Genomic DNA, 17,111 nt, shown 5'->3' with positions numbered 1-17,111 from the left:
AATGAGGGTGGAAGCGATGATTACGTCCATGGCAAGAGGCCTGCTACTGTGCTTGATGGTGGTCGCCCTGGCCGCCTGTGGTGGCAGTGGCGGTGGTGGTGGCGGTGGTACGCCGACCGATCCGAACAACCCGGGAAACCCGAATAACCCGGACAACCCCGATAACCCTGACGATCCGGATAACCCCGATAACCCGGACAATCCCGATGATCCGGATGATCCCGACAACCCTGATAACCCCGACGATCCCGACGAGCCGACTCCTGAAGAAGAAGCTGAGTTGTTGACGCTGATCGACAGCAACAACCACTTCACCGCTTCTGTTTGTCCTGGTGCTCTGATCGACTCCAATCTGGGCGATGCGATTGATGTTCTGACTTGTCAGAATGAAGCGCTTGAAAATATTTCCCTGAGCAACGACAACCTGCTGGGTCTGTTGTGTGCCAACGCGGTAGCGGACACCGAGTCCGGCCTGCTGGGTAGCGCCACCAATCCAGACTTCCTGCAAGCCTGTGTATTGGAAAGCGGTACTTACCTGAAGAACACCATCACCGGCTTGCTGGACGGCACCAGCCCGGTGACCCAGGCGCTGTGTCCGGCTAACTCCCAGGACGCGGACGGTAACCCGGTGACCTGTCTGGTTGAAGTTCTGCAGTCCGCTCCGAATACCCTCCAGGACGTGGTCGGCCTGCTGGGCTGCGAAGACATGATGAACCCGCAGACCTGTCTGACCGGCGTGGCCAACAACCTGGCCAGTGGCGAACTGCTGCTGGGTACCGTGAACACCGTTTCCATGGCGTTGTGTCCGGTGGCCACCAACGCGTCCGAGTTCAACCCGCAAGCGTGTCTTACCGAAGTGCTGGGCGCGGTAACCACCGTGGTTGGCCTGGGCGGCAACTGTGAAGACGGTGAGAACCAACTGACCTGCCTGTTGGATATCGGTGAAGGCCTGGGCCCGATCGCCGATGCCGTCGGCGGTATTCCGGTTCTGGGCGACCTGCTGGGCGGTCTGCTGGAAGGTGGCCTGCCGCTTCCGGGCGACGGTTCCGATCCGCTCACCGGCCTGCTGGAAAATCTGGGCATGCTGGGTGATCTGACCGGCGAGATTCCGGTTCTGGGTGACATCATCGGCGGTATCCTCAACGGCGATATCGGTGGTGACGGCGGCTTGCCGCTGGATCTGGAAGGTCTGCTGGGTGGTCTGAGCGGTGGCGATCTGGAAGCCGTGACCGGCCTGCTGGATCAAGTGCCGGTGCTGGGCGACGTGCTGGAGCAAGTACTGGGCGCGCTGACCTGCGAATCCGGTAATCCGCTGTCCTGCCTGGCCGGTGCCGGCGACCAGCTGTCCGGTCTGACCGGTCTGCTGGGTGAGATTCCGGTGCTGGGTGACGTACTCGACCCCCTCCTGGGGACCTTGCTCGGCCTGGCCGACGGTGGCCTGGGTGGCGGTGAAGGTAACCCGCTGGATATGCTCACCGGCGCTCTGGATCAGATCCCGGTACTGGGTGATCTGCTGAACCAACTGCTGGGTACTTTGGGTGGTGGTCTGCCCGGCGGTGATGGCGGCTTCGAGCCTGATCTGTCCTTGCTGGAGAATATTCCGGTGCTCGGCGATCTACTGACCGGCCTGCTGGGCGGTGCGCTGGGTGGTGACCTCGATCTGGACGGCTTGCTCGGTGGTGTCCTCGACGGTCCGGTCGGTGATGGCGGTGCTCTGGTCCCGACCGTGGGCGACCTGCTGGAGCAAATCCCGGCCCTGGGTGATCCGTTGGCCGGTCTGCTGGAAACCCTGACCGGTAACGATGAGAGCCTGCTGAAGCAGCTGTTGAGCCCGATTGAGGATGCCCTGCAGGACGTTCCTGTTCTGGGTGACCTGCTGAGCAGCCTGCTGGACCTGCTGTTCGGCTGGACCTGATACCCAGTCGATTCGCAACGAAGCGCAAAACGCCCCGGGAAGCGATTCCCGGGGCGTTTTCTTTTGGGGCAACGAGGCAAGGCACATCGCGGTGCTGTCCCGCCATTATGGAACGGCCAGCTTCCCACGGAAGGGACTACGAAGCCGCTGTGGGAGCTTGCCTGCAAGCGAATTGAGGCCGTTTCTCAAGAATTCGCTTGCAGGCAAGCTCCCACAGTGGCCCTCTAGTGCAGGCGCTGATCTTCCGGACTGAAGCGATGCGGCGGCAGGGTGATGCTGAGCACCCTTGGCCCCAGCATCCGGGTCTCGCCCTGGTAACGTTCGCCGCCGGTGACGGTGAACTCGAAGCTGTAGCAGCGCAGCAGGCAAAGCCCTCGGCCCGGATCGCGACGGACCCGCACACGGCGCAGCGCCACGGTTTCATCCAGCAACATCACGTCTTCTCTCTGGCAATGCCGACGGGTGGCCAACAGGGCGCTTTCGCGAATCTTCTGGGCGCGCCAGAACAGGGCCGCGGCGATACACAGGGCGCTGAGCAAAAGCAGGTCCGTGAGTTGCAGATTCATGCTATGTCCGTCAATTTGGTGATTACCCCGGTATTCACTCCGGGTAAAAGCGCAGTCAATGGCTTCCGGGAAGCCAAGTGAGGTGCTCATGCTGGCCTGGTTGAAACGCTGGTTCCACCGCCCCCCGTCAGCGGCGCCGGAGGAAGACTCCGGCGCCGCCCATGCCGGTGACGAGCCGGAGGATCTGCATCGCGGCCGTCACCGTCTGAAGGAACGGTACACCAGCCATTGGGATCTGGACTACCTCAGCCAGGAAGAGCTGGACGAGCTGCTGGGTGACGACAGCGACGAGGATCGCTCAACCCGCCGCTGACATCGTCAGTTCTTCAGGCGATAACCGGTTTTGAAAATCCAGTGGATCACCCCCACGCACAGCACCATGAACAACACGGTCATGCCCAGACTGATGCCGACATTGACGTCGGCGACGCCATAAAAACTCCAGCGGAACCCGCTGATCAGATACACCACCGGATTAAACAGCGTTATCGTTTGCCACACCGGCGGCAGCATGTTCACCGAATAGAAAGTGCCGCCAAGAAAAGTCAGTGGCGTGACGATCATCATTGGAATGATCTGCAGCTTCTCGAAACCGTCCGCCCACACCCCGATGATGAAGCCGAACAGACTGAACGTCACCGCGGTGAGTACCAGAAACGTCACCATCCACACCGGATGGGCGATGTGGAAGTCCACGAACAGCCGCGCGGTGGCGAGGATCAGCAGGCCGAGAATGATCGACTTGCTGGCGGCGGCGCCGACGTAACCGGTGACGATTTCCACATAGGACACCGGCGCCGACAGGACTTCGTAGATGGTGCCCGAGAAACGCGGCATGTAGATGCCGAAGGAGGCGTTGGAAATGCTCTCGTTGAGCAGCATCAGCATGATCAGGCCGGGAATGATGAAGGCGCCGTAACTGATGCCGTCGATCTCCACCATGCGGGAGCCAATGGCGGAACCGAACACCACGAAATACAGCGAGGTGGAAATCACCGGCGAGGCGATGCTTTGCAGCAGCGTACGCCAGGTGCGGGCCATTTCGAACAGGTAGATGGCGCGAATGGCATGGATATTCATGCGGACTCCCTCCCGGCCGTGGTTTCAGCATTGCGCGACTCATGGACCAGGTGCACGAAGATATCCTCCAGAGAGCTTTCCCGGGTGCGCAGATCGCGGAATTCGATACCGTTGTCCTCCAGTTGGCGCAACAACGGCGCGATACCGCTTTGCTCGTCGCGGGCGTCGAAGGTGAAGGTGATCTCCAAACCGTCCTCGGACAGCGTCAATGGCAGGGCCGACAGCGCCTCGGGGATCCGCGTCAGCGGCGTCGCCAGTTGCACATGCAGTTCGCGCTTGCCCAGTTTCTGCATCAGCGCGTCTTTCTCGTCCACCAGCACCAGCTTGCCATGGTTGATCACGCCGATACGGTCGGCCAGTTCCTCGGCTTCCTGAATATAGTGGGTGGTCAGAATGATGGTGACACCGCGCTCGCGCAGCTGTTCCACCAGTTGCCACATATCCCGGCGCAATTCCACGTCGACGCCGGCGGTGGGTTCGTCCAGGAACAGGATCTCCGGTTCATGGGACAGCGCCTTGGCGATCATCACGCGCCGTTTCATGCCGCCGGACAACGCCATGATTTTGTCATTGCGTTTGTCCCACAAGGACAGGTCTTTCAGTATCCGTTCAATGTGAGCCGGATTACGTGGCTTGCCAAACAGTCCGCGGCTGAAGGTTACCGTTGCCCACACCGTTTCGAAGGCATCGGTGGTGAGTTCCTGTGGCACCAGGCCGATCTTGCCGCGCGCCGCCCGGTAGTGCTGCTGGATGTCGAAGCCGCTGGCCAGCACGGTACCGGCGGTGGGGCGGACGATGCCACAGATGATGCTGATCAGAGTGGTCTTGCCGGCGCCGTTGGGACCAAGCAGGGCGAAGATCTCCCCTTTACGGATGTCCAGGTCGAGTTGTTTCAGCGCCTGGAAACCCGAGTCGTAGGTCTTGCTGAGATTTCTGACCGAAATAACCGAGTCCACGGAGGCTCCTTGTGATGATGGCTTATGTCTGGTCGAAATGGGTACGGGTAAATCGACGGTCCCGCGATGCCGGGAACGAGAAACGACGATACCACCAAGGTATTGCGAATTCAGGAAGAAAACGCTAAAACCTCAAGTATTATTAAGGTCAAGGGTGAATCATGGAAAGACTGAATGCGGAGAATCTGGGCAAGGCGCTCACCGTGGGCCAGGTGGCCGAACGCACCGGCCTTGCGGTATCCGCCATTCATTTCTACGAAGCCAAGGGGTTGATCCAGAGCCGTCGCAGCAGCGGCAATCAGCGGCGCTATACCCGCGACGTGCTGCGGCGGCTGGCGGTCATCAAGATTGCCCAGCGAACCGGCATTCCGCTGGCGGAAATCGCCGAGGCGCTGGCTACCTTGCCGGAGGAGCGTACCCCCAATGCCAAGGACTGGGGGCGCCTGTCGGCCCAGTGGCGCGAGGATCTGGACAAGCGCATCGAACGGCTGACTCTGTTGCGGGATCAGCTTAGTGGTTGCATCGGCTGCGGCTGTCTTTCCCTGTCCGCCTGTCCGTTGCGTAACCCCATGGACGAACTGGCGGAGGAAGGCAGCGGTGCCCGTCTGGTGGATCCCGACTGAACCGGGCTCACCGTTCCCGGCATTGGCTCTCCAGAATGCGCTGCTGGTTCTCCTTGTCGAGAATCGGGAACAGACTCCGGCTGACCCGGACCACGCCGATTTTCCAGGTACGGTCCGTCAGACAGACAAAATGGCGGCTGTCTCTGTAGCTCTCCCCATACAGCGTGCTCTCCTCATAACTCTCGCTGTAGCGGAACAGCGGTGTGCGGTGGCCGGTGAATAGAACCATGGTGCGGTCCCCGGGGCCATGGTAGTAACGCACCTGGAAGTCCACGACGGGCGGTGCCAACAATAACAGCAGGGCGGATAGGACCAGGGTTACCGTGACGGTGAAGATCAGCCCGGAGCGCCGTCCGCGCAGTTGGCGAATAAACAAAAGCGTGGTGACGATGGCGCAGGCCGCCATCAGCAGCGCCAGCAGCCAGGGCAGGCCCCAGATCTGGGCGCCGGCGGCGCTGATGTCATTACCTACGGTCCGGTAGCCGGGGGCCAGATAATCCCAGTCCAGCAACAGCGACAGCAGGGTCAGGGCGGTCCAGCCCAATGTCGCCACAATGGCGAGAATCAGCCCCGGTGCCGGACGGTACAGAGGCGATTCGACGGTACGCTCACTGCTCATGGCGGCACTCCAGTCGTTCGCTGTAAATGTAGGTACCCTCGGGCAGCACCACCTCGCAGGGCAGCTCCGCCTGCTCCAGGAACTGGTTACGCTCCCGGGTTTGACGCTCGAAGCCGCCAGGCGGCAGCATCAGGCCCAACGAGCAGACGTCCTCCGGCGGGCCGGCCATGTCCAGGCGAATCGGTTCGCCGCGCCACTGCCGGGCCAGGTCGTAGAGCGTCTCCAGGGCACTGTCGTGGCTCACCATCCAGGGCATCACGTACAGCGCCTGACACAGGGCGTTGGTGTCCCGCCTTGGCGCCAATATGGCGGTGAACATGGGCACGATCGGCGGCAGAGGCAGGGTCTCCTCACTGAACTCGAACTGCTCATAGACTTTCCGTACGGCCTTGCTGTGTCGTTTGAAACGTTCTTCCCGGGGTAGCTTGTCCATCTCGGCGCCCAGCATTCTCTGCTGGTGGTTGAAAACTCCGGCACCGGTGGCCCGGCGCAGTAGCGTGATCACGTGCTCGGAAGGTTCCGGATCGGTATAGAAGCGGGCCAGCGCCACGCAATCCCGCGGGTTCTCCGCCTGGCTGGGCAGATTGGGCAGATTGACGCTGGCGATGCGCCGGGAGACATCGGAGGCGCCTTTTGGCGTCGTGGCCCAGAGCCGGGACAGAAACAGCTGCAGCACGGCGCTATCCGGTGGCACCGCGAGCCCTTGCTCCTTGAGAAAACGGGCGTAGTCCGTGTCGCAGTGGAGATTGGCCGCGGTGTAGTCGAATCTTCGGTAGCCGCCGGTCTCGCGCAAGTGGGAGACGGACATCGGATCTTCCCTGTGCCAGCCAAAACCGGTGTCTTCACGTGGTGTCTCCACCGGTACAAGGTCGGTCAGGCCCAATTTGAACAGCGCATAGCGTTGATACCATTGGGCGTCGTCGGGCTTCAGCCAAGTCTGGACGTGTGGCCGGCTGCCGAGCACCAGAGCGATGTCCGATAAGGTGAGCGGCGCCGGGGAGGCCGGATCGGTGTGCAGCAGTTTCGCCAACTCCCCGCGCAGTGGCTCGCCCACATCGGTCAGTTGCAGCGCGAGCCGGCCTTTCTCGGCGTGATGGTGATCAAGCAGGGCTCTGGCCCGGTCGGCATTGCCCTGCACCAGAGCGCCTTCCAGCCCATCCAGTTGCGCCACCAGCTGGCGGCGGAAGCGCAGGCACTCCTCCATCCCTCCGGTGCGCGACTCGGTCAGGGTCTCCGGCGTCTGCCAGCGATAACGCTGCTGGAATCGAAACAGTCCCCGGGCTTCCACCCGTTCATCAATGCAGGCCGTGGCTTGGGGCAGTGGCCGTCCGGAAGCGGGATCGTTGAAGTTCACCAGTTTGGTGGTCATGGACTGACGCCGCCAGCCGTCACCCACCAGTTCCGGCAGAGAGCGGAGTGACACGGTGATCCCTTCGCCGCCCCGGTCCAGTTGCACCAACCTCATGGGTGAGGCGACCAGCATCAGCACGGCGATCCCGGCCATTATCAGCAGCGGGCCCCGCGGACGCCGGCGTAGCAGCAGTACCAACGCCAGGATCAGGAGAAGGACGGCAAAAAAGAGGTGAACGCCGGTCTGGGCGTAGCGGTCCAGAAAAAACGGGGTGGCGGTCCTGGCGGTGGTCCAGGCCAGCCCGATCAGGACGGCGGCCACGATCAGACACAGCAAGGCGGTGATGCGGGACCAGACGGGGTTGATGCGCATGCGGGCTCCTTTTCCTCCGCCCCGGTGGCGTAGCAACCTTGAACAGGCTCCAGGGGGCGAAGCGAATGGTATTGAATGATGGCGGTACTGGCCACCCGCCGCTGTCCCGGAATGGTAAAAAGGGCATGCTATGCTGCATGGCGATGTCGAGTACCTTACATTGCGTGAGAACGGGTGTTGGAGGGACCATGAGTATTCTGCAGCTTCCCCAGGCGGTGCCCACGGCGATTCTGATGGATTGGCACGCCACCCTGGTGGATACCCATGACGCCATGTATCACGCCATCGACGATGTGCTGCCCCGTCTGGAAGCGCTGGGCCTGCGTGACCGGCTGCTGACCACCGAGCAGTCGAAGACGTTGGAAGACGCCCGTCTGGTCAAATACGTCCGTGACCACCACCGCCTGCACCCGAAAATCACCGCCCAGCGCAAAATCTCACGCACTGATATCTTCGAAGTCCTGTTCGGCTCGGATCAGGACGCCAAGGCCCGTATCCACGCGGCTTTCGACGACTGCTACAAGAAGTACGTGGACGATGTCCATGCGCTGGAGCCGGATACCACCTCACAGCTGCGCCGGCTGCGGGAGCTGGGCATTCCCATGGGCATCATCAGCAATCGCAAAAGGGACTATCTGGAGCACGAATTGAGTCGGCTGGAGGATGGGGCCTGGATCGGGCTGTTCGACGTGATCGTCTGCGGTGATGACGTGGCGCATCGAAAGCCCGCCCCGGATATGCTTCTCGAAGCACTGCGGCGGCTTGGGCAGCAGCCCGGCCCCACCTGCTGGTATCTGGGCGACAGCACCACCGACGTGATCGCGGGCAAGGAAGCTGGCGTCACCGCCGTGTTCTACAACGGCGCCCAATGGCCGCAGTCCTGGCTGGACAAGATTTTCCCCGGCTCGCCACGCCACCCGCACCGCCCGGATGCGGTGGTGGCCCGGTTCGGGGAGCTGGTGCGGCTGGTGCGTGACATGGTGGCCAACGGCAAACGGGTCCAGCGCGCGACGGAAGCGGCCTTCACCCCTCCTGAAGGCAGGCTTAGGGAAAACTGAATTGTTCCCGCGCGCCAGTCCGGGCAGGGTGAAAGAGCCTGTTCACGATCTTTACGCCACCGCGCCGGAGCTCCCTTCTCACCTGGTAGAAAGTGTCGTCAGGTCGTGATTCCGATTGTGCGGTGTAGTCAATCTACATAAACAAGCGTAATCGCGGGCTGGCGGCAAAAGGGGCCCGGCCCTTCGGGTTGCGCTGGAAAAGCCGCCAGACGACGCCCCGGCCTTTGCCTTTGGCCCCACCAAAGCCTGCAGTCCGCGACGCCCTCTGGCGGCTTTTCCAGCAGCAACGCGGTGGCGTAAAGATCGTGAACAGGCTCTAAGCGGGTCGAGCCGACGGTGCGGCCCGGTGATGACAACAACAATCAACCGATTGGGGCCGTGGATGCGTGCTTGGGCCCCAGGAGAAGTACACCATGACTCTGACTGCCCGTACGGCCGGTTTGGCCGCCTTTTGTCTGACCCTGTTCAGCGGTGTCGCCACCGCCACCGACCTGTCCTACTCTTCCCCGTTCCCGAGCAACCACACTACCGTGGCCAAGGGCATCGAGCCTCTTGCCAAAGGCCTGGAGGAGGCGTCCGGCGGTGATCTGAAGCTGACGGTCTATTCCGGTGGCGTGATGGCCAAAGGACCGGCGACCCTGTCCACGATCCAGCGCGGCATCGTTGACTCCGGTCTGGTGGTTCCTGCCTGGGTCACCAGCCAGATTCCCGCCACCGACACCATCGCCTCGCTGATGCTGGCGGTCAGCGATGCCCGCGTGGCCGCCGCCGCCGCCAACGAGTACTACCTGCTCAAATGCCCCGAGTGCATGCAGGAGCACCTGAAACACAACGCCCGGCCGCTGGCGTTTTACGGCTCCGCGCCCTATCACTTCGAATGCCGCCAGGAACTCGACAGCCTGGACGACCTGGCCGGCAAGCGGGTGCGGGCCACCAGTACGCCGCTGGTGAACTGGGTGGAGCAGTTCGGCGCCACCATCGTCGCGGTCCCCACCGAGGACATCTATCAGGCGCTGCAACGTGGTCAGGCGGACTGTAACGTCGGCCCGCTGGCGTACATGCACACCCTGAATCTGAAGGAAGTGGTGAAGTGGGTCAGTGACATGCCGTTCGGTTCCTACTATGGCGCGTCCGTGCTGGAGGTGAACGACAAGACCTGGAAGAAATTGTCGGACGAGGAGCGCGCTCTGGTGTCTTCCCAACTGGCGAAACTGGTCCGTGATGTCACTGAAGGGTACGAGGACGACTCCGCCAAGGCCCGTGCCGATGGCGAGGCCAGCGGCGTGATTTTCGCCGAGCCCAGCGCCGCCGAACGCAAAAAACTCGCCGACCATGTCGACGCCGAATTCAAACGGGTACTGGCGTTGGCCAAGGAGCGCGGGGTCGGCGGTGATGACCCGGAGGTTTTCCTGCAAGGGTTCCTTGATACGCTGAACAAATGGGAAAAACGGGTAGCTGATATGGACGGCGACTTTGACGCTTACCAGCAAGCGTTGCAGGACGAAATTTTCTCCAAGCTGTAACCGATCCGAGCGGCGGGCGGCGCCATCCACCGGTGGCCGCCACGTCCTCTCTTTCAAGCTTCTCTTTCAAGCCTCTCTTTTTAAGGAAGTACCATGAAGGCTCTCGACCGTCTGCTGATGCGGCTGGTGCAGGGGTTCGCCCTGGTCGCCGCCTGCGCCATGCTGGTGATGATGGGCCAGGTGACGTTGGATGTGCTGCTGCGCTGGCTCGCCAACCACCCCATCGACGGCACCCTGGAACTGGTCGCCAACTACTACATGGTAGCGCTGATTTTCCTGCCCCTGGGGCTGCTGACCTATACCCGTGATCACATCACCGTGGAGCTGTTCACCCGGCACATGGGCGAACGCCCGCTGGCGGTACTCGATCTGTTTGGCAACGTGGTGGCGTTGATTTACGTGGGCGTTTTGATCTGGATGGGAACCCTGGAAGCCTGGGACATGACCCTGATCGGCGAAACCTGGACCGCCGGTGTCGGCGAGATCGTGGTGTGGCCGGCCCGTTGGCTGGTGCCTGCTGGCGGCCTGCTGATGGCGGCACTGTTCCTGCTGCACGCGGTGGACGACCTGATCATGCTCGTCACCGGGCAGCGTTCACTGGAACCGGTCAATCCGTTCTCCGCGTGGGACCAAGACGATACCGTGGCCTGAGGAATTTTTCATGACCGATATGATGATCGGCCTGAGTGGCGTCGGTATTTTGCTGCTGCTCATGGCCTTGCGTGTACCCATCGCGGTGTCCCTGGGGGTGGTATCCCTGGGCGGAATCGTGGCTTTGCGCGGGGTCGACCCGGCGCTGGGCATGCTGCGCGCCATGCCTTATGAATTTGGCGCCAGCTGGACCCTGTCGGCGGTGCCCATGTTCCTGTTGATGGGGGCTTTCGCATATCACTCCGGCTTGACCCGGCTGCTCTACGATGCCGCCCGGCTCTGGCTGATGCGGGTGCCCGGCGGGCTCGCCCTGGCCACCAACTTCGGCTCCGCCGGCTTCGCCGCGGTATCCGGCTCCTCCATGGCCACCACCGCGTCCATGGGGCGGCTGGCCATTCCGGAGATGCTCCGCTACGGCTATGACCGGGGGCTCGCCACCGGCACCGTGGCCGCCTCTGGCACCCTGGGAGCGCTGATCCCGCCTTCGATCCTGTTCATTATCTACGGCTGGTACACCGAGCAGTCGATCAGCAAGCTGTTTCTCGCCGGTGTTATTCCCGGCCTGCTTACCGCCGTTTTTTTCGCCTCCATGATCGTGATCCGTTGCTGGCTTAATCCGAAGCTGGCGCCGCAACGACATGAGCAGGTGAGCTGGGCGGAACGCATGGCCAGTCTGCGCGCGGTATGGCCATTACCGCTGCTGGTGCTGGGCGTGCTCGGCAGTATCTATGGCGGTGTCGCCAGTCCCACCGAAGCCGGGGCCCTGGGCGCCGCCATGACACTGGCCATCGCGCTGCTGCAACGGCGTCTGCCCTGGCGTGCGTTTTGCGCATCACTGGCGGAGGCCCTGCGTACCACCGCGTCGATTTTCTTCATTGCCATCGGTGCGGTCATGCTGACCCGTTTCCTGGCCATGGCCGGTCTTTCCACCGGACTGGTGGAGCTGGTGACGTCCATGGATATGACCGTGGCCTGGGCCTTGCTGGCACTGGTGCTGGTTTACCTGGTACTGGGTATGTTCCTGGATCCGCTGGGCGTCATGTTGCTGACCCTGCCGGTGTTCCTGCCGGTATTTCATGCCCTGAACATGGACCTGATCTGGATTGGCGTGCTGGTGGTGAAGTTGATTGAAGTCGGGCTGTTGACGCCGCCGGTGGGCATGAACGTCTACGTGGTGAAGAGCGTGGTGGGCGACCAGGTGGCTCTGGGCACCGTGTTCAAAGGCCTGCTCTGGTTCCTGCTGTGTGAAGCGCTGTTGCTGCTATTGCTGAGCAGCTTCCCGCAACTGGCGCTATGGTTGCCGAACCTGATGAGCTGAGGGAAAAGGCCGTGGCAAACACAAACAGGAACGCTGGGCGTCAACTGGCCGGCCCCGGCGTCGCCAGCAGATAATCCACCAACTCCCGGGCGAAGGTCGGCAGTGCTTCCAGTTCCCGCACGCAGATTTTCATCTCCCGTTCGGCCCAGGCGTCGGACAGCTCGATGACATGAATATCCATGGACCGGGCCAGCCGGCGCGCCGCGGAGCGGGGTAGCAGACCGATGCCGGCATTCGCCTCCACCATGCGGCACAGCGCGTCGAAACTGGAAACCTGGACACGGATCTGGGTATCCAGGCCCAGCTCACTGGCCACCTGGGCCATGAAGGTGTGGATGGCGCTGCCGGAGTGCAGGGACACGAAGTCGTGGCCCAACGCTTCCTTGAACGCCAGTCGCGCACGACTGGCCAGAGGATGGTTCAGGGCGGTGGCCAGCACCAGCCGGTCGCCGTGATAGGGGAGGGCCTGCAGGCCTTCGGTGGACACCGAGCCGGCGACGATGCCAATGTCGGTGGCGCCGTCCTGGACCGCCTTGACGATGTCGTGGCTGAGCCGCTCGCGCAGATCCATATCCACCCGCGGATGGTCGGACAGGAACCGGCCCAGCGCGGCGGGCAGGAACTCGGTCATGGCGGTGGTGTTGGCGAACAGGCGCACCCGGCCCTTGACCCCCTGGCCGTACTCCGCCAGATCGCCGAGCAGGCGCTCGCTTTGCTGCAGGATGCGCAGGGCGTTGCGCAACATGGCCTGGCCGGCGGGAGTGAGTGTCACACCCTGGCTGGCGCGGTTGAGCAGACGGGTACCGATGGCATCTTCCAGATTCTTGATGCGCATGCTCGCCGCCGCCAGTGACAGGCAGGAGCGCTCGGCGCCACGGGTCAGGCTGTTGGCTTCGGCGATATTGATGAACAGGCGCAGGTCCACCAGATCGAAGAACAGCCGCTGCGTGGAGTTGCCCATCTCAGCTCAGCAACTGGCCGCCGTCCACCGCCAGCGTCTGGCCGGTGATCCAGCGCGCCTGGGGGGAAGCCAGGAACAGCACCGGCTCGGCGATGTCGTCCGGTGCGCCAAAGCGGCCGAACGGGATACCGGCCAGGATATTCTGATACAGCGTCGGGTTATCGCGGCGGGCGTCGTCCCAGACCCCACCGGGAAACTCCACTGACCCCGGAGCCACCGCGTTGACGCGGATACCGTCGCCGGCCAGCCGCAACGCCAGACTGCTGGTGTAGTGGCTCACCGCCGCCTTTACCGCGGCGTAGGGCGCGGTGCGAACGGAAGGATGGAATTGGGCAATGGAGGTCAGGTTGATGATCGCCGCCCGGGAAGATTCCCGCAGATACGGGAGGCTGGCGTGACAGGCGCGGACTGTGCCCATCAGGTCCACGTTCATGCTCATCCCCCAGCCGCTCTCGTCGTCGCCGCGCCCGAAGGCCGAAGCGCAGTTGACCAGCACGTCGAGCCCGCCAAGGGCTTGTGCCGCGTCACGGATATAGCCGTCGATAGCGGTTTTGTCGCCGAGGTCGCAGGAGGCCACGTGCAGCTCCCAACCCTTGGCGGCGGCGTCCTGGCGCAAGGCGTCCAGCGTCTCCGCGCCACGGGCGCAGACCGAGACCCGGGCGCCGGCGGCCGCGAACGCCAGGGCTATGGCGCGGCCGATGCCACGGCTGCCGCCGGCCACCACCACGCGCGTATCGTTGAAATCGAATCCCATCTGTCTCTCCCTTTGATGCCGGCCAAACCGGGCCGATCGAGGGGTTACTGTACGCCGAAAGGGACGTCAGGACAGCCCCGTGGCGATACCGGCAGGTTGGTATGAACCGGCGTGGCTTCCGTGGCGCGGATGTGCGGCCAGGCTCTTGAAATTTTTCTTGTGGCCACCATCATCCCTCACCACTGAAGGTTCCGTTCGTGGATTTTCTCAGCCACTGAAAAGGTTATTGAACACCCAGGCAACAGGCGGATCGTGCCGCCGCGCTGGAACTGATCGCAAATCTCGGAGGTGATTTGATGTCAGCACCGACGCTATCACGTCAGTCTTACCCCAGGTCTTTCCGGTCTGGAAACGACCCCTATCCCACCCGCCTTGCGCGGACTCCAGACCTTCCCTGGCTGCACCGCCGTGAGGCGGTGGTCAAAGGCGACGCCGGACAGGGCCCGCTGTCCGCGGATCAACTGGAGCGGTTTGAACGTCAGGGCTTTCTGTTCGAACCCGGCTTTCTCAATGCCGGCGAGGTCGCGGCGCTGCGACGGGAAATGTCATCGCTGATGAATACGCCGTCATTTCGAGGGCGCCCTTTCACCATCACGGAGCCGGACAGCCGTGAAATCCGTTCTCTGTTCGCGGTGCACTTCCTGTCCCGGCGTTTCCGCCAACTGGCGGAGGACCCGCGTTTGATCGGCCGGGCCCGCCAGATTCTGGGCGGTGAACCCTATGTGCATCAGTCCCGGATCAACTACAAACCCGGCTTCAAGGGCAAGGGGTTCAACTGGCATTCGGACTTCGAGACCTGGCACGCGGAGGATGGCATGCCGGCCATGCACGCGGTCAGCGCCTCCATCGTGCTCACCAACAATCATATGTTCAACGGCCCTCTGATGCTGATCCCGGGGTCGCACAAAGTGTTCGTGCCCTGTTTCGGTGAGACCCCGGAAAATCATCATGAACAGTCGTTGAAACGGCAGGAGATCGGTGTCCCCGGCGAGGCGGTGCTGGCGGAGTTGATCCGGCGGCACGGTATCAAGGCGCCCACCGGTGCCGCCGGAGGTCTGCTGTTGTTCGACTGCAACACGCTGCATGGCTCCAACGCCAATATGTCGCCGGACCCGCGCAGCAATGTGTTTTTCGTCTATAACCGCCGCGATAACCGCTGCCGGGCGCCGTTCGCCGCGCGCCGCCGGCGCCCGGAATTCCTGGCCCACCACCCGGACCGGGAATGGACGCCGGGCCTGTGATGGGGAAGAACGATCGCGCTTATTCGTCCCGGTGCTTGAAGAACCGCTGGATGCTGGAGAAATCCAGGCCGCCATTACCGGCGTTGGCGTGCAGCCCGTAAAGGCTTTTCGCCAACGCGCCCATGGGCGTGGCGGACTTGCTGGCCAGCGCGGCTTCCAGAGCCAGCCCCAGGTCCTTGTTCATCAGGTTGACGCCGAAGCCGCCCTGATAGTCGTTGCTGGAAGGCACGCCTTCCATGACCCCGGGCCAGGGGTTGTAGACTTCCAGGGACCAGTTGCGGCCGGAGCTGGCGAACATGATGTCCGACAGGACCTTGGGATCGAGGCCGTGATCGACGCCCAGTTGCAGGGCTTCGGCGGTGCCGATCATGTGGACCGCCAGCAGCATGTTGTTGCAGATTTTCGCCACTTGCCCGGCGCCGTTGTCGCCAGCGCGGAAGATCTTGCTGCCCATGCACTCGAGCACCGCGCGGGCGCGCTCCACCGCATCTTCCGGGCCGCCGCAGATGAACGTCAGGGTGCCGGCCTTGGCACCGCCGACGCCGCCGGATACCGGAGCGTCGATCATCACCCGGCCGCTGTCAGCGGCGGCGCCGGCAAGGTCGCGGGCGGTGGCGGCATCGATGGTGGAGCAGTCGATGATCAGACTGTCCTGACCAATGGCACCGAGAATACCGTCGTCACCCAGGTAGAGGCCCTTGGCCGCGGCGCCGGAGGGCAGCATGCTGATCACCACCTCGGCGTTCTCCACCGCCTGCTTTGGCGAGTCGGCGGCGCTGGCGCCGGCGTTCACCGCTTCCTGCAGCAGGGCGGGCACCAGATCAAAGGCGAGCACCTCATGACCGGCCTTGACCAGATTGGCGGCCATCGGGCCGCCCATGTGTCCGACACCAAAAAACGCGATTCTCATAATTATTCCTCCAGCTGCTGAAGCCGGCGCGGTGCCCGTTTTACCGGTCCTTTCTATAAGTCCGCTAACGGGTCGGGTACGCCGGGAAGTTGATAAAATTCCGCCAGGTATGCCGGTGTGATGTCGGCAACCGAGCGGTGTTTGAAACGGGGTTGGCCGTCCTTGTCGATCAAAAGGGCGCGCACGCCCTCCTGGAAATCGCCGTGCAGCGCGCACTGCACCGCCACGCGCCATTCCATGCGGAACACATCGGCCAGCGTCATGTCGGCGCCACGGTGCCAGTTTTCCCATACCAGGGCGGCGGTTTGCGGGCAGCCTCCGGCGAGTGTGGCTGAGGCCTTGCTCAACCAGCGGTCCTGGCTGTCGAGGGTGGTGATGGCCTGTACCACCGTGGCCAGATCATCGCCTTCGCAGAGCCGGTCGATCTCGCCACGATGTTCGGTTACCGGGCTTTGCGGCAGGGCGTCGGCGGCCAAGCCGAAGCCGGCCAGCACATCGCTGACCTGGCTGTCGTGGCGCTGTGCGTCATTGTCCCAATTCAATTCGTTGAGTGCGCTCATCACCGCCGCCTTGCTCTCGTGGGCGATGGCCACGTCACCCAGGCCGATGGCGAGGCCGTCGTTGACGTTGATGTTGGCGCCGGTCAGTCCCAGGAACAGGCCGACCTTGCCGGGCATGCGGCTGAGGAAGTAGCTGCCGCCCACGTCCGGAAACAGACCGATGGTGATTTCCGGCATGGCGATGCGCGCGGTTTCGGTAAGCACCTTGTGGGAGGCGCCGGCCAGCAAGCCGAGCCCGCCGCCCATGATGATGCCATTGCCCCAGCAGATCAGCGGCTTGCCGAACGTATGCAGGCGATGATCCAACTGGTATTCGCGCCCGAAGAACGCTTCCGCGTGCCGGTTCCGCTCACCTTGTGGCGTGGCCACCATGCTTTCGTACAGGCGCACGATATCGCCGCCAGCGCAGAACGCCTTGTCGCTGTTGGCGTCCAGCCAGACCGCCTGGATCGTGGCGTCGCCCTGCCAGGCGGACAGTTGCTCCTGCAGCAGATCGATCATTTCCAGGGACAGGGAGTTGAGGCTTTTCGGTGCGTTCAGGGTGGCGCGGCCAATACGGCCGTGACGGCCTTCCAGGACTTCGAACGTCACGGGGGCGGTGCTATCCATCAACAAGACTCTCCATCAATTGATTGCGTTGCGTGGCATTATCC

Annotated in this window: 17 protein-coding genes; 8 read left to right on the top strand and 9 right to left on the bottom strand. The window is 62.9% G+C overall.

The annotated features are described in order from the left end of the window. The first annotated feature begins 28 nt into the window (after positions 1–28). Complete coding sequence (locus MA04_RS00795) at positions 29–1,915, top strand: hypothetical protein (RefSeq protein ID WP_240342783.1); 1,887 nt, start codon at positions 29–31, stop codon at positions 1,913–1,915. Positions 1,916–2,139: 224 nt separating this feature from the next. Here MA04_RS00795 and MA04_RS00790 read toward each other — a convergent pair whose 3' ends face one another. Further along, positions 2,140–2,481 carry a DUF3301 domain-containing protein gene (locus tag MA04_RS00790; protein ID WP_262459103.1) on the bottom strand — a complete coding sequence of 114 codons (342 nt, stop codon included), beginning with the start codon at positions 2,479–2,481 and terminating at the stop codon, positions 2,140–2,142. 88 nt (positions 2,482–2,569) lie between these two features. Between MA04_RS00790 and MA04_RS00785 the strand changes: the two genes are divergently transcribed. Continuing rightward, entirely contained in the window at positions 2,570–2,794 is a 225-nt protein-coding gene (locus MA04_RS00785; protein ID WP_262459101.1) for a hypothetical protein, read from the top strand. Between the two features lie 5 nt (positions 2,795–2,799). Here MA04_RS00785 and MA04_RS00780 read toward each other — a convergent pair whose 3' ends face one another. Both MA04_RS00780 and MA04_RS00775 read right to left on the bottom strand, forming a co-directional pair. Continuing rightward, positions 2,800–3,561: an ABC transporter permease gene (locus tag MA04_RS00780; protein ID WP_163126750.1), complete on the bottom strand. Its 762-nt coding sequence runs from the start codon at positions 3,559–3,561 to the stop codon at positions 2,800–2,802. Then, the gene (locus tag MA04_RS00775; protein WP_163126749.1) at positions 3,558–4,517 is read right to left on the bottom strand and encodes an ABC transporter ATP-binding protein; all 960 of its coding nucleotides are present in this window, start codon (positions 4,515–4,517) and stop codon (positions 3,558–3,560) included. The genes MA04_RS00780 and MA04_RS00775 overlap by 4 nt, the downstream gene beginning before the upstream one ends. A 161-nt stretch (positions 4,518–4,678) precedes the next feature. Here MA04_RS00775 and soxR point away from each other — a divergent pair, with 161 nt between their 5' ends. Then, complete coding sequence (gene soxR / locus MA04_RS00770) at positions 4,679–5,140, top strand: redox-sensitive transcriptional activator SoxR (RefSeq protein ID WP_014996624.1); 462 nt, start codon at positions 4,679–4,681, stop codon at positions 5,138–5,140. A gap of 7 nt (positions 5,141–5,147) precedes the next feature. Here soxR and MA04_RS00765 read toward each other — a convergent pair whose 3' ends face one another. Both MA04_RS00765 and MA04_RS00760 read right to left on the bottom strand, forming a co-directional pair. Beyond that, positions 5,148–5,759, bottom strand: a complete 612-nt coding sequence (locus MA04_RS00765) for a hypothetical protein (RefSeq protein ID WP_163126748.1) — start codon at positions 5,757–5,759, stop codon at positions 5,148–5,150. Next, on the bottom strand, positions 5,749–7,482 hold the full coding sequence (locus MA04_RS00760) for a hypothetical protein (RefSeq protein ID WP_262459099.1): 1,734 nt from the start codon (positions 7,480–7,482) through the stop codon (positions 5,749–5,751). Before MA04_RS00760 ends, MA04_RS00765 begins: the two co-directional genes overlap by 11 nt. Before the next feature lie 188 nt (positions 7,483–7,670). Here MA04_RS00760 and MA04_RS00755 point away from each other — a divergent pair, with 188 nt between their 5' ends. The 4 genes from MA04_RS00755 (at position 7,671) to MA04_RS00740 (ending at position 12,032) form a co-directional block, all read left to right on the top strand. Then, on the top strand, positions 7,671–8,540 hold the full coding sequence (locus MA04_RS00755; RefSeq protein WP_163126746.1) for an HAD family hydrolase: 870 nt from the start codon (positions 7,671–7,673) through the stop codon (positions 8,538–8,540). 413 nt (positions 8,541–8,953) lie between these two features. Beyond that, positions 8,954–10,063 carry a C4-dicarboxylate TRAP transporter substrate-binding protein gene (locus MA04_RS00750; RefSeq protein ID WP_163126745.1) on the top strand — a complete coding sequence of 370 codons (1,110 nt, stop codon included), beginning with the start codon at positions 8,954–8,956 and terminating at the stop codon, positions 10,061–10,063. A 93-nt stretch (positions 10,064–10,156) separates the two neighbouring features. Beyond that, the gene (locus tag MA04_RS00745) at positions 10,157–10,714 is read left to right on the top strand and encodes a TRAP transporter small permease subunit (protein WP_163126744.1); all 558 of its coding nucleotides are present in this window, start codon (positions 10,157–10,159) and stop codon (positions 10,712–10,714) included. 10 nt (positions 10,715–10,724) lie between these two features. Then, positions 10,725–12,032, top strand: coding sequence for a TRAP transporter large permease (locus MA04_RS00740; RefSeq protein ID WP_163126743.1), 1,308 nt, complete (start codon positions 10,725–10,727; stop codon positions 12,030–12,032). A 40-nt stretch (positions 12,033–12,072) separates the two neighbouring features. Here the strand turns inward: MA04_RS00740 and MA04_RS00735 are convergent, their stop codons facing one another. Then, complete coding sequence (locus tag MA04_RS00735) at positions 12,073–12,993, bottom strand: LysR substrate-binding domain-containing protein (protein WP_163126742.1); 921 nt, start codon at positions 12,991–12,993, stop codon at positions 12,073–12,075. Between the two features lies 1 nt (position 12,994). Continuing rightward, on the bottom strand, positions 12,995–13,747 hold the full coding sequence (locus tag MA04_RS00730; RefSeq protein ID WP_163126741.1) for an SDR family NAD(P)-dependent oxidoreductase: 753 nt from the start codon (positions 13,745–13,747) through the stop codon (positions 12,995–12,997). A gap of 296 nt (positions 13,748–14,043) precedes the next feature. On the opposite strand from MA04_RS00730, the gene thpD reads away from it, so the two are divergent. Next, positions 14,044–14,988: an ectoine hydroxylase gene (gene thpD / locus MA04_RS00725; RefSeq protein WP_262459098.1), complete on the top strand. Its 945-nt coding sequence runs from the start codon at positions 14,044–14,046 to the stop codon at positions 14,986–14,988. Between the two features lie 19 nt (positions 14,989–15,007). Here the strand turns inward: thpD and mmsB are convergent, their stop codons facing one another. Next, positions 15,008–15,898 (bottom strand): 3-hydroxyisobutyrate dehydrogenase, encoded by an 891-nt coding sequence (gene mmsB, locus MA04_RS00720; protein ID WP_014996614.1) that lies wholly within the window; start codon positions 15,896–15,898, stop codon positions 15,008–15,010. A 53-nt stretch (positions 15,899–15,951) separates the two neighbouring features. Further along, positions 15,952–17,067: an enoyl-CoA hydratase/isomerase family protein gene (locus tag MA04_RS00715; RefSeq protein ID WP_262459097.1), complete on the bottom strand. Its 1,116-nt coding sequence runs from the start codon at positions 17,065–17,067 to the stop codon at positions 15,952–15,954. Positions 17,068–17,111: the final 44 nt, after the last annotated feature.

Origin of the sequence: Alloalcanivorax balearicus MACL04, assembly GCF_025532145.1 — a bacterium.
Classification (GTDB): domain Bacteria; phylum Pseudomonadota; class Gammaproteobacteria; order Pseudomonadales; family Alcanivoracaceae; genus Alloalcanivorax; species Alloalcanivorax balearicus.
The sequence above is the reverse complement of the archived record's forward strand: the minus strand, read 5'-3'. Positions and strand labels throughout refer to the sequence as shown.

Excerpts from the sequence above, each read along its gene's own strand:
- MA04_RS00795 (WP_240342783.1), top strand. The coding sequence starts at position 29 with ATGGCAAGAGGCCTGCTACTGTGCTTGATGGTGGTCGCCCTGGCCGCC.
- MA04_RS00790 (WP_262459103.1), bottom strand. The coding sequence starts at position 2,481 with ATGAATCTGCAACTCACGGACCTGCTTTTGCTCAGCGCCCTGTGTATC.
- MA04_RS00785 (WP_262459101.1), top strand. The coding sequence starts at position 2,570 with ATGCTGGCCTGGTTGAAACGCTGGTTCCACCGCCCCCCGTCAGCGGCG.
- MA04_RS00780 (WP_163126750.1), bottom strand. The coding sequence starts at position 3,561 with ATGAATATCCATGCCATTCGCGCCATCTACCTGTTCGAAATGGCCCGC.
- soxR (WP_014996624.1), top strand. The coding sequence starts at position 4,679 with ATGGAAAGACTGAATGCGGAGAATCTGGGCAAGGCGCTCACCGTGGGC.
- MA04_RS00765 (WP_163126748.1), bottom strand. The coding sequence starts at position 5,759 with ATGAGCAGTGAGCGTACCGTCGAATCGCCTCTGTACCGTCCGGCACCG.
- MA04_RS00760 (WP_262459099.1), bottom strand. The coding sequence starts at position 7,482 with ATGCGCATCAACCCCGTCTGGTCCCGCATCACCGCCTTGCTGTGTCTG.
- MA04_RS00755 (WP_163126746.1), top strand. The coding sequence starts at position 7,671 with ATGAGTATTCTGCAGCTTCCCCAGGCGGTGCCCACGGCGATTCTGATG.
- MA04_RS00750 (WP_163126745.1), top strand. The coding sequence starts at position 8,954 with ATGACTCTGACTGCCCGTACGGCCGGTTTGGCCGCCTTTTGTCTGACC.
- MA04_RS00745 (WP_163126744.1), top strand. The coding sequence starts at position 10,157 with ATGAAGGCTCTCGACCGTCTGCTGATGCGGCTGGTGCAGGGGTTCGCC.
- MA04_RS00740 (WP_163126743.1), top strand. The coding sequence starts at position 10,725 with ATGACCGATATGATGATCGGCCTGAGTGGCGTCGGTATTTTGCTGCTG.
- MA04_RS00735 (WP_163126742.1), bottom strand. The coding sequence starts at position 12,993 with ATGGGCAACTCCACGCAGCGGCTGTTCTTCGATCTGGTGGACCTGCGC.
- MA04_RS00730 (WP_163126741.1), bottom strand. The coding sequence starts at position 13,747 with ATGGGATTCGATTTCAACGATACGCGCGTGGTGGTGGCCGGCGGCAGC.
- thpD (WP_262459098.1), top strand. The coding sequence starts at position 14,044 with ATGTCAGCACCGACGCTATCACGTCAGTCTTACCCCAGGTCTTTCCGG.
- mmsB (WP_014996614.1), bottom strand. The coding sequence starts at position 15,898 with ATGAGAATCGCGTTTTTTGGTGTCGGACACATGGGCGGCCCGATGGCC.
- MA04_RS00715 (WP_262459097.1), bottom strand. The coding sequence starts at position 17,067 with ATGGATAGCACCGCCCCCGTGACGTTCGAAGTCCTGGAAGGCCGTCAC.